Below are 15,176 nucleotides of genomic sequence, written 5' to 3' on the forward strand. Positions count from 1 at the left end.
AATCAAGAGCTAATGCTTTATTTTTATATAAGTTTGTTTACTTCTTTTAGTAAGAACATCTTCACATTTAATGATGAAGTGAATTTTTCAAGATTAACTATTTTATCTTTATTAATATTATCCGATATTTTATAAGCACGGATAAGTTGATTTTTTGGTGTATTTTCTGCTGAAATAAACTCGACTATATCAGATTTATATCCAAATGCTTCTAGAACTTCACTACGTACTGAATCAGTAAGGAGAGTAGAGAATTTTTCTTTAACAATTCCATGTTTTAGCATGAATGGAAGGAAATCAGAGTTAAGTTGTCCGTTAACTTCTTTTTGACAACATGGTACAGCGAAGAATACTTTCGCCTTCCAACCCAGAGCTTTTAGTATAGCTATATCAGTTGCAGTATTACATGCATGCAGACTAATAACCATATCTATCTCATCTTTATTTTCGTAATCAATAACATCACCGTAAATGAAACTAAGATTTTTGAAATTAAGTTTCTCAGCGATATTATTACAGTGTTCAATGACCTCTTTTTTTAGATCAATTCCAATGATTTTAACATTCATTTTTAAAACTTCAGTTAAATAGTAATAGGTAGAAAAAGTTAAGTAACTCTTACCACTACCAAAATCTAAAATTGTAATCTGTTTATTAGAATCTAATTGAGCAGTAGCTTGTTTAATAAATTCAAGGTATTTGTTTATTTGTTTAAATTTATTGTATTTACTTTTAACAACTTTACCATCTTTATTTTGTATACCTAGTTCGATTAAAAAGTCATATTTTTGTTTTTCGTCTAGGAAATATTCTTTTTTCTTATTGTGATCGAATGAGACAGCTTTTGCAGTCGTTTTCTTTCTATTCACACTAACTTTGAACTTTTTAGATACTTTAATATTTATATTTTCATCAACAGTAACTATATTTATGTCTTTTGCTAATTCGAAAAGTTCAATAATGACTTTTCCGATACTTTCAGAATCAGTGGTAACAAGGTTCGTATGTTTTATTATTCTTTTATAACGATATTCTAATTGTAGATTAATACAGTTTTTAATATTAACTAATTTACCAATGACTTTATCAAGTTCTAATTCTTTATTACGAATATTTGAAAAAGTAATCTTATTAATATTGTTATTAGCTATATGATCTAATATTTCGGAAATAATTTCGTGTTCCATCGTTGCTCCTTAAAGTTTCTTTAATAATGATTTCTTATATATATTACACTAGATTTTATTAATTATCAACATAACTGAAATATAAAGTCGATCGTCGACAGAAATTCGTTAAATAATAAAGAAAAAAAGATTATCAATATTACTAGTGAAAATAAAATAATTACCGTTGTTGGTTGAGTATTACTAGTATGCGTGGTATAATTTAGTAGTTAGAAAATAAGAAAAAGGTAGATAGTATGAATATTTTAGATATTATTGATAATATAAAAATAAAAACTATTTATGGAAAATTACCAGATAGTGTTAACAGCATTTCTCAAGATTCACGAAAAATTGGAAAAGGGGATGTATTTGTCGCTATTAAAGGTTATACTGTAGATGGTCACAACTTTATAGAAAAAGTTATTGAACAAGGGGCGGCTTTAGTAATAGCTAGTCGTTATGAAAATTATAATGTAGAAAATTGTGCTGTTCTTGTTGTTAGAGAGCATGAAATTGAAAAAATTGCTAGTATGATAGCTAAAAAGATTAATGAAGGTGCTGATATTCACACAGTTGCAGTAACAGGAACAAACGGTAAGACGAGTATTTCTACATTAGTTCATAATATGCTACGAAATCTAGGAGAAAGTAGCGCTTATATTGGAACTAATGGTTTTGGTAAAAATGATGATGAACCGATTTATTTTGGTAATACAACTCCTGATGTAGTAACATTACATAATCAAATCGGAGAGTTACGTCATGAAAATATCAAGAATCTTGCTTTTGAAGCATCATCGCATGCAATGGCTTTAGGGCGTATTTATAATGTGGATATAGATGTAGCAATATTTACGAACTTAACACACGAACACCTAGATTTTCATGGAGATATGCAAACTTATGCCTATGATAAGAGTTTACTATTCTCAACATTAGGAAATAACCTATCAGAAGCGAAGTTTGGTGTGTTGAACAAAGATGATAGTTATTATAAAATTATTTCTAAATGCTTATATCAACAAGAAATTAATTATTCTATCAAAGATGAAACTGCTGATTTTTATGCATATAATATTAAACAATATAAAGAAGATAAAATCTATAAAACAAGTTTCACACTAAAATCTCCAGAAGGTACTTTTGAATGTACTACTAATTATATAGGAGACTTTATGGTAAGTAATGTCCTTGCTGCACTTAGTGCTGTTTGGGTAAAAGGATATAGTGTAGAGCAACTAGTTAATATATTACCAAAACTAGGAGCTTTATACGGTCGTATGGAAATTTTAGGTGATGATTTACCAATAGATATAATCAGTGACTTTGCTCATACTCCAGATGGATATGAAAAATTATTAGAAGCAACTAGAGAAATAAGAAAAGGAAAACGTACCCTTCTGGTAACAGGAATGGGTGGTGGACGAGATATTTCGAAAGGGCCATTAATTGGAGAAATTATCTCAGAAGCGGATTATGTCGTTATTACTACAGATAGCCCACGTGATGAAGATGTAGAAGTTCTTATGGGTTCAATTGAAAAAGGTATGACTCATAAAAATTATGAAAAAGTATGGTTTAGAACAGATGCGGTTAAACGCATAATTGAATTATCAGAACCAGGAGACGTAGTAATCTTAGCTTCAAAAGGGCGTGAAGATTATGAAATTCTTCAAGGTGGTAAAAAAGTTTGGCATTCAGATCCAATCGTTGCTGTAGAAGAAGCGAAAAAGAAATTTAATATAAAATAAAAAATTGAAAGGAAAATAACGTGGTAGAAAAAATTAGAGAACAAGTAGAAAAAAGAAGAACGTTTGCCATTATCTCTCACCCCGATGCTGGTAAAACTACATTAACAGAAAAATTACTTTTATTCGGTGGAGCAATTCGTGAAGCAGGGACGGTAAAAGGTAAGAAAACAGGAAAATATGCAAAAAGTGACTGGATGGATATAGAGAAACAACGTGGTATCTCTGTAACATCTTCAGTAATGCAACTTGACTATGATAACAAAATTATTAATATTTTAGATACTCCAGGTCACGAAGATTTCTCAGAAGATACATATCGTACACTTATGGCTGTTGACAGTGCAGTGATGGTAATCGATGGAGCAAAAGGTATTGAAGCACAGACATTAAAACTTTTCAAAGTTTGTCGTATGCGTGGAATTCCAATTTTCACATTCATCAACAAAGTTGACCGTGAAATTAAAGATCCACTAGAATTATTAGCTGAGATTGAAGATAAATTAGAAATTGAAACATATCCGATGAACCTGCCAGTAGGTATGGGACAAAACTTCTTCGGAATTATGGATAGGAAAAATCATTTTATTGAACCATTCAATGAAGATAGTGATTTCGTAGAATTAGATGAAGAGTATAATATTCTAGATGATAATCCACTTGCTCAAGATACTATGTATCAAAAATGTGTAGAAGACATGATTCTTATTACTGAAGCAGGTGTTGATTATGATTATGAAAAACAACTAAAAGGAGAACAAACTCCAGTATTCTTCGGATCAGCATTATCATCATTTGGAGTAGAAAGTTTCTTAAATTATTATGTGGACAATGCTCCAACACCAAAGGGTCGTAGAGGAGTTAATGAAGAGGATATTCAACCAACAGGAGAGGACTTCTCAGGATTCATCTTTAAAATTCAAGCTAATATGGATCCTAAACACCGTGATAGAATTGCATTCTTACGTGTATGTTCAGGTGAATTCAACCGTGGTATGGATGTAAACTTAGCAAGAACTGGGAAAAAATTAAAAATTTCACGTTCAACTAACTTCATGGCAGATGATAAAGCTACAGTTGATGTAGCTTATGCGGGAGATATTATTGGTCTTTACGATAGTGGAAATTATCAAATAGGAGATACACTATATCAAAATAAAAAAGTTGAATTCGAAGCGCTTCCTTCATTTACACCAGAAATTTTCGTAAAAGTTTCAGCTAAAAACGTGCTGAAACAAAAACATTTCCACAAAGGTGTAGAGCAATTAGTACAAGAAGGAGCAATTCAATACTATAAAACTCTACATACAAACCAAATCATTTTAGGAGCAGTAGGTCAACTACAATTTGAAGTGTTTGAGCACCGTATGAAAAATGAATATAATACAGAAGTTATAATGGAGCGTATTGGACAAAAAACAACTCGATGGATTGAAAATGAAGATTCAATCAATGAGAACATGTCAAGTTCAAGAAGTATCCTAGTTAAAGACTTATATGATAACTACGTATTCTTATTCGAAAATGACTTCGCGATGAACTGGTTTAGTGACAAATATCCGGAAGTTAAGCTTTTCAGTAAACTGTAGGTTAAATAAAATAAGTTGTGTATAAATTAGAAGTTTCAAATTTATTTAAAACTAGTTAATTTTATTGACAGCTAATAGATTAATTGATATACTGAGAATATAAAGAAGGTGTTTCACTACCTATATACCAAAGGTGAAAGTTTAAAGATGGAAGAGGGGTTGAAAACCTCTCTTTTTTTACATTTAGTCATTGAAAATGAAATGTGATTGAATTTCAAAGGAATATAAAATGTAATTCTAACTTGAATTAGAAATTAACATGTAAAAATTTGAAAAAAACTTCTTATAGGTATATAATTAAGTGTTGGCAAAATTTTAATATAAAGAGGATAGCATGAGAAATTTAATAAAGAAAATGCTGGATTTTTACAAAGAACCTAAATACAAGAGTATAGTAAATTACATATTCTTTGGAGTTTGTACGACACTTGTAAATGTAGTTACATACTTTATTTTGTATTACTATGGGATGGAAGTTAGACCAGCGAATTTAATATCTATAACATTATCTATTTTATTCGCATATTTTGTTAATGCTAAATACGTATTTAACTCTAAGGCTGCTGGATTTAAGAAAGTTCTATATGAACTTACAAAATTCTTCACAGCTAGATTATCTACACTTGTTATAGAAGTATTCGGAGTTGAGTTATTCATTTACTTAGGAATGAATGCATATTTAAGTAAATTTATTATTCAATTCGTAGTACTTGTTGCTAATTATGTAATTAGTAAATTTTTAGTTTTCACAAAGGAGAAAAATAACTAATGAAATGGTTTATTACTGATATGGATGGAACGTTCTTGAATGATAAAAAAGAAGTTGCACCAAATGCAAAAGATGTGATTGTCAAACTGCAAGATAAAGGAAGTAAATTTATAATTGCCACAGGAAGACCTGATATTGCTGTAAAACATTATTATCACAACTTAGGAATGAACGATGTAGTTATTTCTAACAATGGAAGTTTAATTAGAAATCTATTAACGGGTGAAATAGTATATCAAAAAAGCTTTAAAATTGAAGAAATAGAAAAAATATATAGTATGTTTAAAGAATTAAACGATGATGAGATAGAATTTCATGTTTATACGTTAAACTATATATACTGTACACATTTATCATTTAGCATGGCACGTATAAAACGTATAGAAGCGGATATGCCTGAGGAATTAAAAACACCGATGTATATTCATGAAGATATCATTGGTGAACTTAAGAAAAACAATGAAGATTGCCAAAAAATTATGATGATTGCAAAAGATCATGATAAAGTGGTGAATTTCTTTAACAAGGTTAGTGAAGTGTTAGAAGTTGATGGAACATTTTCAGCGACTAATTTCTTCGATATCATGCCGAAAGGATGTAACAAAGGTACTGCAATTGAAAAACTAGCCGAATATTACAAATCTCCGATTGAAGATTGTGTGGTATTTGGTGATAATTTTAATGACAAAGAAATGTTCGATGTAGCAGGATGGAGTGTCTGTCCAAGTAATGCAAAGGAAGAAATTCAAAATATGTGCGATGAAGTTATCGGAAACAATAATGATTTTTCTGTCATTAAATATGTAGAAGATTATTATAAAAAAATTAAATAAATACTTGATAACTTAGCGAAAATTTGATAAATTAGAAGGTAGCGTATTAATTACCTATATAGCAATTTACATATAAATAATTTTATATTTGATTACTATAAATTGTACAATGAAAAATAAAATAAAGGAGAACTTTCATGAGAGGAAGAAGAAATGAGAAGAAAAAGTTCAGTAGAATACTTGCCTTCTTGTCATTAGTAGTTATTATCCTTACTTCTATAGGATTAACTTCAAAATCTAATGCAGAAAAAGTAAATCTTGGACTGGATCTTCAAGGAGGATTTGAGGTGCTATACCAAGTAGAACCTCTTAAAGAAGGTCAAACTATAGATGAAGCGGCTGTTAAGGCAACTGCGGACACTATTAGTAGACGTATTAACATTCTTGGAGTAAGTGAACCGGTTATTACTGTTGAATCAGGAAATAGAATTCGTGTTGAGCTTGCAGGTGTAAAAGATCAAGAATCAGCTCGTAAAGTATTATCAACACAAGCGAACCTTACTATTCGTGATATTGAAGATAAGGTACTTTTAGATGGTTCTGATTTACAAGAAAATGGTGCTTCTCAAGGATTTGATCAAAACAACAAGCCAGATGTTAACTTGAAGTTAAAAGATGCTGATAAATTCGGTAATATAACTTCAGAAATCAGTAAACGTGGTCAAGGTCAAAACTTAATGGTTATTTGGATGGATTTCAATGAAGGGGACTCATTCAAAGCTGAAGCTGCTAAAGAGAAACCTAAATATGTTTCTGCACCACAAGTAGCACAAACTATTAACTCTAAAGATGTTCAAATCACTGGTAACTTTACTGTAAAAGAAGCTAAAGAAATGGCAGCTTTATTAAACTCAGGTGCTTTACCAGTTAAATTAACAGAAATTTACTCTAACTCAGTAGGTGCTCAATTCGGTGCCGATGCGTTAAATCAAACAGTATATGCAGGTGCTATCGCATTAGCTATTATCTGTTTATTCATGTTAGTTGTTTATCGTGTACCTGGATTTGTAGCGAGTGTGATGATGGTTGCATACGTATATATCACAGTAGTATTCTTCAACATGATTTCAGGAGTGCTAACACTTCCTGGTATCGCAGCCTTAATTCTTGGGGTTGGTATGGCGGTCGATGCCAATATCATCATGTACGAAAGAATTAAAGAAGAAGTACGTGCTGGATATCCGCTGAAAAAAGCATACTTAGACGGTGCTAAACAATCATTATGGACAATCTTTGACTCACAATTCACAACAGTTATCGCTGCAGTAGTACTATTCATTTTTGGTACAAGTAGTGTTAAAGGTTTTGCGACAATGTTATTACTATCAATTCTTGTCAGCTTTATAACTGCGGTATTTGGTACTAGATTATTATTAAGTTTATTAGTAAATTCTAATATCTTTAACAGTCGACCAGGATATTTTGGTGTAAGTAAGAAGAGTATCCATGAAACTAAGTTTGGTATTAACTCACTTAATTTAAGTACGAAATTTGAATGGTTAAGCTTTACTAAGCACATGAAGAAATTCTTCGCTTTAAGTATTGCAATTATGATTGCAGGATCTATTTCTCTAGGAATGAATAAACTTAACCTAGGAATTGACTTCTCTAGTGGTACTCGTATTGACGTAGCAGCAAATACTGAGCTATCAGTAGATAAAGTTCAAGAAGATTTAAACAATCTAAAAGTAAAAGATGAAAAAATAGTTTTATCACCAGATAGAAAACAAGCGACAGTTCACTCTAAAGAGAGTTTTGGACAAGAAAAATCAATAGAAATAAAAGAATACTTTGCTAAAAAATATGAAAAAGATGCAAACTTAAGTGTTGTATCTCCAGTAATAGGTAAAGAATTAGCTAAGAATGCATTATTCGCATTAATGTATGCATCAATAGGTATCATTATCTATGTAGCATTCAGATTCGAATGGCGTATGGGACTTACAAGTGTTATCGCCTTACTACACGACGTATGTATAATTATCTTCATAACAAGTTTATTAAGACTAGAAGTAGATATTACATTCATCGCAGCGGTATTAACGATTGTAGGTTACTCAATCAACGATACTATCGTTACATTCGACCGTATTCGTGAACATATGCGTCATGAAAAAGTATTGAAATCAAAAGAACAAATTTACAAACTTGTAGACGTATCATTAAGACAAACTTTAACTCGTTCTATCAATACGGTATTAACAGTAATAATCACAGTAGTAGTTATGTTATTACTAGGAAGTAGTTCAATCTACTCATTCAACGTGGCATTACTTATCGGTTTAGTCTTTGGTTTATATTCATCACTATTTATCGCAGCTCAACTATGGGCAGTATTAAAAGTACGAGAATTAAACAAAAAAGGAAAAATCGAAGTAAGTGTTCGTCAATCTCCTAGAGAGAGAAAAGAAAACGATAAAGTTTTAGTATAGAAATTATAGCCTAAAAATTAAGGGGTGTATAATAAATCCGGGGTATGGAAAAATTCCAACCCTGGATTTTAATTTTAGAAATTTGAACATATCTATAGTACATTTATGTTTCATTTGATAGAATAATACTATTAAATTTGAGAGGTGTAATATGTTAAAAAATATATTAGATAATGTTTTATCTTCAGGAAGTAATGAATCTGGTGACAAAATTAAAGAATTAATTAATAATATTATCGGTGGAAATCAAGCACCATCATTTGTTACTGAAATTTTAAATAAGGCATTAGAACAACTGAATCAAGGTGCAGGCTCAGCGCTTGTGGCACCAATGATTAATAAAGTATTAGAATCATATTCTATGGATAATTCATTAAGTAATGATATGAATGAATTATTTAAACTTACAAGTAACGACGGAATTAGCAATATTGCCGGGAATATTATAAATACATTAATAAAAAAATAGTATATAAAAAATAAGAAGCCAAAATTTATGGCTTCTTTTTGTATATTATTAGCATAACCTATGCTAGCAAGTTTCTCCACCTCAAGATGAACCAGCTCCTGCTGTACACCCGTAACAATGCATACCTGTAACAATTCTACGTACACCTGTATGATTATCTACAAGCTGACTCACATGGTTGATTTCTCCTGAGATTTTTAGTTTTTCAATATAATTAAAGTCGCAATCATATAAAGATCCATCCGGACCAACAGAAATCATATTTCTACACATTAGGCCTGGTAGTGTTGCAGGATTATATGCTTTATATAGTTTATTCATATAACCTTCGTAAAGATCTTCTCTATGGAGAAATTCAGAGAATCTACCGATTGGATTATTTGTTATTGCGAATAAGTTATTAAAGACAATTTCGAAATTGTCATATAGTTTTTTCTTATAAGTTTTTTCTAGTGCTTCTTGTTTAGGAGGTAAAAACGCTCCATTTGGATTATAAACTAGGTTTAATACTAAATCTTCTTCTTTACCATAACCTAGTTCATTAAGTCTTCTCAGTACCTCTATTGACTTAGGAAAAACACCTTTACCACGTTGCTTAGCTACGACTTTTTCGTTATAGTAGGGTAATGAGGCTACTACTTGAACTTTCAAATTACGATATAGTTCTGGTATGTCTCTATAAGCAGGAACGTCTAGGATAATAAGATTTGTTCTTACGATTACAGTTTTGGCATACTGTGAGATTTCTTTTAAAAACCATCTAAAGTTTGGGTTCATCTCAGGAGCGCCGCCTGTAATATCCATAGTTTTATATTTACCAACCTTAAATGCTTCGATTATTTGTTCAAAAGTTTCTCGGATCATGTTATTTTTTCTTGTAGGTCCACCATCAACGTGACAATGACTACATGTAATATTACATAAACTACCTACGTTAATTTGCATAACTTCTGGAAATTCTTCGGTTAGTAAATATTGTTTTTCCTCTACTTGCTCAAAAAATTTGGGTATATTTAATTCAGTCATAATAAATTTAGTTTGTTAATTTATCAGATAGTTCTTTACTTTGAAGACCGTGCACTAGGGTAATACCAGCTTTCATTGCAGCAGCAACATGAATAGCTTCTGCGATTTGATCTTGATCGCAGCCTTCTTCAAGACATGTACTAGTGTATGCATCGATACAATAAGGGCATGCTTCAGCGTGAGCTACAGCAAGTGCAATAAGAGCTTTCTCACGTGTTGTTAATTCACCTTCAGCCATTACATTACCGTAGTAATTCATGAAATTTTTCCAATACTCAGGTGCATCTTCACCAAATTTTCCTTCACCAAATTCTATTAAATGTTTCTTTTTAAAATATTCTGCCATATTTATTCTCTCCTCTAAAATTTGTATATAAATTAATTATAAGTTAGTTTCCATAAATAATCAATGAAATTGAACTATATATAATGTGTAAATAAATACATAATTTTAAACTAAAAACAAGAGCTACTTAAAAATCGGAATTTCGAAGAATTTGAATTTGTCGAGTCAGCTCTCAAAGTTTATTAGATATCTAAAAAGCTTATATAAAGCGAATTTAGATATAAATAAATTATATTCCTATTGGTTTTCATATAAGCTTTTATATTATTTAGAATATTTTTCTTAGAACTATATAAATCATCTCACATCTTTATACATTTTAGCTAGTTTTTCGACAGGAACGCCACGTCGATACATTTTTTGGAATTTTTGCATTTGCCACATAGTTTTTACTGTATGATTTTTATATCTTCTTGTTGATGATGTGATAGGGGAGTCTATTACTGTAATTTTGTAACTTCGTGCACTTAAATCTTCAGAAAGTTTGTAGTCTTCCATTAAAGGCATATCTTTATACCCACCAATTTCTTCAAATACTTGTTTTTTTATGAATATTGCTTGATCTCCAAATGCTAGGTTAGTAATACTTGCTCGCATATTAGAAACTAATGAATTAACCCACATAGGAAAACTATTTGGATAAAATCTAATCTTCAGACAACCAACCTCAGTAGGGCAAGCAAGTACTTTTTCAATAACATCTTTCTGAAGAACACTATCGCAATGTACAAACCATAATATGTCTCCTTTTGCGATTTTAGCCCCATAATTCATCTGATTTGCTCGTCCTTTTTTATCTGATAAGTGGTATGAAAAACCGAAATAAGAGAGTTCATCTAATATTTCTTTTGTTTTATCTGTAGAACCACCATCAATGAAAAGTACTTCGTGTTCTTTAATATTATGCAAACAATATAGATTATAAACGAAATCACGTATTGTTCTTTCTTCGTTATAAATTGGCACAATAATAGTTATCATAAATACACTCCTAAAATAATAGTTAATACAATTATACCATGTAAAAAATTTTTTCCAAATAAAATATATGTTTAAATTACTTAGTTTAACTAACGTTTTATAAAAAATATAATTCAATAAAATATATATTGACAAATAAACTGTATCTATTGTATAATCACAGTAGATACAAAAACGTTTTATTATCTAATTGAACCATTTAAATTATATTAAAACAGATTAATTAGGAGGAGTATGATGGAAATAAAAATTTCTAATTTGTCATCTGTTCCGATATATCAGCAGGTGGCGACACAAATTAAAAGTAACATTCTAAATGGTAGCTTAAAAAATAATGATCAATTACCTTCTATTAGGAGTTTAGCTAAGGAGTTAGAAGTAGGTATAATAACCGTAAAAAAATCATATGAGGTATTGCTACAAGAAGACCTAATTTATTCAAAAGGGGCTGTTGGATATTTCGTAAATGACATTGATTTAGATACTGTCTTAACGATAAAAAAAGAAGAGTACTTAGACGAACTTAAGAGTATAATTGATAAGGCTATTAATGATGGACTTAATATAGAAGATATTAAGGATATAGTTGATAAAGTATTGGAGGAGAAGAGTAATGATAAAAGTGAATAAATTATTGATTAATAAAAGAACATTTCAACTTGGTCCAATTGATTTGGAGTTAGAAGAAGGGTATGTCTATGCAATTACAGGTAACAGTGGAAGTGGTAAAACATTATTTCTTCAAACACTTTTAGGAGGTTTATCTTCAGAGAAAAATATGATTACTTACGATAATCTAAATTTTCATGAAAATGAAGTAGACATTAAATATCTTTACTCATATGTAGCTGATAAACCTTTGTTTTCAGATTCTTTACGAGTAGCTGAGGTGCTATATAAAATATATAAATTAGATGAAAGATTTAATTTATAGAAATGTTTCGAATTTCTGAGTAAACATAAAGTATATCGTCATAAGAAAATTTATGAACTATCTCAAGGAGAGAGGAAAATACTATTATTTTCTATAGGATTTTATACAAAATCTAAACTATTAGTTTTAGATAATCCATTTTCTGGTGTTGGTTTAATAGCTAGAAAAGAAATGATAGCACTTCTTAGAGAATATATGGATGAAGATAAAACAATCATTATAGTAACCGAAGAACCATATGTAATACAAAACCTGGCCGACTATATTATTGTATTTGAAAATGGTCAAGTTACTAGTAAGGAAGATGTGGTAGAATTACAAGAACGATTTGAGACTAATGATATAGAGAGAATATTACTTTCACTATTGAAGGGAGAGAATGAAAATGATTAAACAACAATATGAAACAAAATTTGGAGCAATTTGGAATTTAATATCAAGTAGAAACTATAGTATGCCATTATTTTACAAAGGATTATATATATTATATTACTTTGTTACAATAACTACTATACTAGAATTATTATTTGATAAAACATGTATAATATTAGCTCTGATTAGCTCATTAATCATAGTCATAAATGGAAGAAAATATGATGATCCTGAGCAACAGTTTATTGAATATCTTCCTATTTCATTTAATAATAAAGCAAGATACATTTATTATATTACATATATAAGTCTATTTGTAGGAGGACTGGTTGCATTTGTGCTTGATTTTCTGTATCGTAGAGTCAATTCGATTGAGTACAGTTATGCTATAGTTGTAGTTATAGCTTTATCTAATTTAGCGATAATACAGATGATATATACTAAAAAATCATTTATATACTTTATTTTAGGAGATATTTTAATTTACCAATTAATAGTAAGCATATTTAGATTTTCATTACTTGGAGTTTATAGTGGATTTACAGGACCAAAATATGATATTGCACAATTTAATATTATAAAATTATTATTGTTAATAGTAATTACAATAGTTTATCACTTTGTGAGTGTAAATATTATAAGCAACAGTAAAAGGGATACTAAAGTAAGTAAAAAGGATAGAATAAAACTTATATTAATTTTGTTGTTGTTAAGTTCAAGTGGATATAAATTTTATAAAGATGCTAGTAAAGGTTTTGTAGAAGGAGTAAAAGAAGCATCAAAAACTGGTATAGTAACAATATACGATAATTCAATGAAAAAGTAAAAGAACGTAAAATAAGAAAACAGAATACTAAAATAGACAGTGCCTTTTTAAATAAGTTATAGAGGCTCTGTCTTTTGTTCTGAAGAGAAGAGGGGATAAAAAAAGAAGACTTGGCTAACCAAATCTTCTTTGTATTAATAATTCTTATTTGAATTCTGCAGTGTTAACGCGAACTCCAGGACCCATAGTTGTAGTTACAGCTACAGATTTGAAGTAAGTTCCTTTAGCAGCAGCTGGTTTAGCTTTAGCTAAAGCGTCTTGAACAGCGTTGAAGTTTTCAACTAAGTCTTCAGTTGAGAATGAAACTTTACCGATTGGAGTGTGAACAACACCAGCTTTTTCAGCACGGTATTCAACTTTACCAGCTTTGATTTCATTAACTGCTTTAGTAACGTCCATAGTTACAGTACCAGTTTTAGGGTTTGGCATTAATCCTTTAGGTCCTAATACACGACCGATTTTACCAACTTCTCCCATCATGTCTGGAGTAGCTACGATTACGTCAAAATCAAACCAACCTTGTTGGATTTTAGTGATGTATTCACCTTGTCCTACGTAGTCAGCTCCTGCTGCTTCAGCTTCTGCTGCTTTATCACCTTTAGCAAAAACTAAAACTTTTGCAGTTTTACCAGTTCCTTTAGGAAGAACTACTGCACCACGAACTTGTTGATCGTTTTTACGAGTGTCAACTCCTAAACGGAATGCAACTTCTACAGTTGCGTCAAATTTTACTGTACTTGTTTTTTTAGCTAATTCGATTGCTTCTACTACAGAGTATAGACTAGAAGAATCTACTAATTTAGCTGCTTCAAGATATTTTTTACCTTTTTTTGCCATTATAATTATCCTCCTATTCTCCTACTAAGATACCCATACTTCTTGCAGTACCTTCGATCATACGCATAGCTGCTTCTACAGAAGCTGCGTTTAAGTCAGCCATTTTAAGTTCAGCGATTTCTTGAACTTGAGCTTTTGAAACTGTAGCAACTTTGTCACGGTTAGGTACAGAAGATGCTTTTTCAATTTTAGCTGCTTTTTTAAGTAATACTGGTGCAGGTGGTGTTTTAGTAATGAAAGTAAATGAACGGTCTTCATATACTGAGATTACTACTGGAATGATTAATCCTGCTTGGTCTTGTGTACGAGCATTGAATTCTTTACAGAATCCCATGATATTTACACCAGCTTGACCTAACGCTGGACCAACTGGTGGAGCTGGGTTAGCTTTACCTGCTGGTACTTGTAATTTAACAACTTTTATAACTTTTTTAGCCACGATAAAACCTCCTATATATTTTTCGTGATGTGGTCATTTGAACGACTTGAAATTTTTCGTTCTCCCACTCAATCAAGTTTTGTATTTTTACATACTTGATTATAATACCATAGCAAATATGGAATTGCAAGTATTTTATTGAGTTTTTTTTAAAAAAAATTCAATTTTTATAATCTAGAGCAAAAATATTTCTACTTAGTTATTGAGTAGATAGTAAAATAATACAACTAAGTCAAAATTTTATCAAGTAATTTCTATAAAATAATTAAAGAAAATTCGTAACAAATTAAGTAGGTAATTAAGTTATAATATAGAAGAAAAAGATTATAGTAACTAGATTTTCCCTGAGTGATGTACATTTGTAAATGATGTGAGACAAAAAAAGTTAAAAATAAATACCTGATAT

General features: G+C 30.2%; 16 protein-coding genes. 10 read left to right on the top strand and 6 right to left on the bottom strand.

Going from position 1 to position 15,176, the window contains the following annotated elements; genetic code table 11:
• Positions 1-23: 23 nt before the first annotated feature.
• A complete protein-coding gene (locus RYK99_RS04015; protein WP_314990344.1) occupies positions 24-1,187 on the bottom strand; it encodes an SAM-dependent methyltransferase in 1,164 nt (387 codons plus the stop codon).
• Between the two features lie 236 nt (positions 1,188-1,423).
• Between RYK99_RS04015 and RYK99_RS04020 the strand changes: the two genes are divergently transcribed.
• From RYK99_RS04020 to RYK99_RS04045, 6 genes are all read left to right on the top strand, one after another.
• Positions 1,424-2,920: a UDP-N-acetylmuramoyl-L-alanyl-D-glutamate--2,6-diaminopimelate ligase gene (locus RYK99_RS04020; protein ID WP_314990345.1), complete on the top strand. Its 1,497-nt coding sequence runs from the start codon at positions 1,424-1,426 to the stop codon at positions 2,918-2,920.
• 20 nt (positions 2,921-2,940) lie between these two features.
• Positions 2,941-4,506 carry a peptide chain release factor 3 gene (locus tag RYK99_RS04025; protein ID WP_314990347.1) on the top strand — a complete coding sequence of 522 codons (1,566 nt, stop codon included), beginning with the start codon at positions 2,941-2,943 and terminating at the stop codon, positions 4,504-4,506.
• 334 nt (positions 4,507-4,840) lie between these two features.
• Positions 4,841-5,275, top strand: a complete 435-nt coding sequence (locus RYK99_RS04030) for a GtrA family protein (RefSeq protein WP_314990349.1) — start codon at positions 4,841-4,843, stop codon at positions 5,273-5,275.
• The gene (locus tag RYK99_RS04035; RefSeq protein ID WP_314990350.1) at positions 5,275-6,108 is read left to right on the top strand and encodes a Cof-type HAD-IIB family hydrolase; all 834 of its coding nucleotides are present in this window, start codon (positions 5,275-5,277) and stop codon (positions 6,106-6,108) included. Before RYK99_RS04030 ends, RYK99_RS04035 begins: the two co-directional genes overlap by 1 nt.
• A 137-nt stretch (positions 6,109-6,245) precedes the next feature.
• Complete coding sequence (gene secD / locus RYK99_RS04040) at positions 6,246-8,540, top strand: protein translocase subunit SecD (protein ID WP_314990352.1); 2,295 nt, start codon at positions 6,246-6,248, stop codon at positions 8,538-8,540.
• Between the two features lie 151 nt (positions 8,541-8,691).
• Positions 8,692-9,009 carry an acetyl-CoA carboxylase gene (locus tag RYK99_RS04045; RefSeq protein ID WP_314990354.1) on the top strand — a complete coding sequence of 106 codons (318 nt, stop codon included), beginning with the start codon at positions 8,692-8,694 and terminating at the stop codon, positions 9,007-9,009.
• 81 nt (positions 9,010-9,090) lie between these two features.
• On the opposite strand, the gene arsS is transcribed toward RYK99_RS04045, so the two are convergent.
• From arsS to RYK99_RS04060, 3 genes are all read right to left on the bottom strand, one after another.
• Positions 9,091-10,035 (bottom strand): arsenosugar biosynthesis radical SAM (seleno)protein ArsS, encoded by a 945-nt coding sequence (arsS, locus tag RYK99_RS04050; RefSeq protein ID WP_314990356.1) that lies wholly within the window; start codon positions 10,033-10,035, stop codon positions 9,091-9,093.
• Between the two features lie 7 nt (positions 10,036-10,042).
• Positions 10,043-10,381 carry an arsenosugar biosynthesis-associated peroxidase-like protein gene (locus RYK99_RS04055; protein WP_003145829.1) on the bottom strand — a complete coding sequence of 113 codons (339 nt, stop codon included), beginning with the start codon at positions 10,379-10,381 and terminating at the stop codon, positions 10,043-10,045.
• Between the two features lie 297 nt (positions 10,382-10,678).
• Positions 10,679-11,362, bottom strand: a complete 684-nt coding sequence (locus tag RYK99_RS04060) for a TIGR04283 family arsenosugar biosynthesis glycosyltransferase (RefSeq protein ID WP_314990359.1) — start codon at positions 11,360-11,362, stop codon at positions 10,679-10,681.
• 237 nt (positions 11,363-11,599) lie between these two features.
• Here RYK99_RS04060 and RYK99_RS04065 point away from each other — a divergent pair, with 237 nt between their 5' ends.
• The 4 genes from RYK99_RS04065 (at position 11,600) to RYK99_RS04080 (ending at position 13,494) form a co-directional block, all read left to right on the top strand.
• The gene (locus RYK99_RS04065) at positions 11,600-11,992 is read left to right on the top strand and encodes a GntR family transcriptional regulator (RefSeq protein ID WP_314990361.1); all 393 of its coding nucleotides are present in this window, start codon (positions 11,600-11,602) and stop codon (positions 11,990-11,992) included.
• Positions 11,976-12,296, top strand: coding sequence for an ATP-binding cassette domain-containing protein (locus RYK99_RS04070; RefSeq protein WP_314990363.1), 321 nt, complete (start codon positions 11,976-11,978; stop codon positions 12,294-12,296). The genes RYK99_RS04065 and RYK99_RS04070 overlap by 17 nt, the downstream gene beginning before the upstream one ends.
• A gap of 171 nt (positions 12,297-12,467) precedes the next feature.
• Positions 12,468-12,689: a hypothetical protein gene (locus tag RYK99_RS04075; protein ID WP_314990364.1), complete on the top strand. Its 222-nt coding sequence runs from the start codon at positions 12,468-12,470 to the stop codon at positions 12,687-12,689.
• A complete protein-coding gene (locus tag RYK99_RS04080; protein WP_314990366.1) occupies positions 12,682-13,494 on the top strand; it encodes a hypothetical protein in 813 nt (270 codons plus the stop codon). The genes RYK99_RS04075 and RYK99_RS04080 overlap by 8 nt, the downstream gene beginning before the upstream one ends.
• Before the next feature lie 144 nt (positions 13,495-13,638).
• Here the strand turns inward: RYK99_RS04080 and rplA are convergent, their stop codons facing one another.
• Both rplA and rplK read right to left on the bottom strand, forming a co-directional pair.
• Complete coding sequence (rplA, locus tag RYK99_RS04085; RefSeq protein WP_003145836.1) at positions 13,639-14,331, bottom strand: 50S ribosomal protein L1; 693 nt, start codon at positions 14,329-14,331, stop codon at positions 13,639-13,641.
• A 13-nt stretch (positions 14,332-14,344) separates the two neighbouring features.
• Positions 14,345-14,770 carry a 50S ribosomal protein L11 gene (gene rplK / locus RYK99_RS04090; RefSeq protein ID WP_003145837.1) on the bottom strand — a complete coding sequence of 142 codons (426 nt, stop codon included), beginning with the start codon at positions 14,768-14,770 and terminating at the stop codon, positions 14,345-14,347.
• Positions 14,771-15,176 lie beyond the last annotated feature (406 nt).

It is taken from the genome of uncultured Gemella sp. (assembly GCF_963537375.1).
GTDB lineage: Bacteria > Bacillota > Bacilli > Staphylococcales > Gemellaceae > Gemella.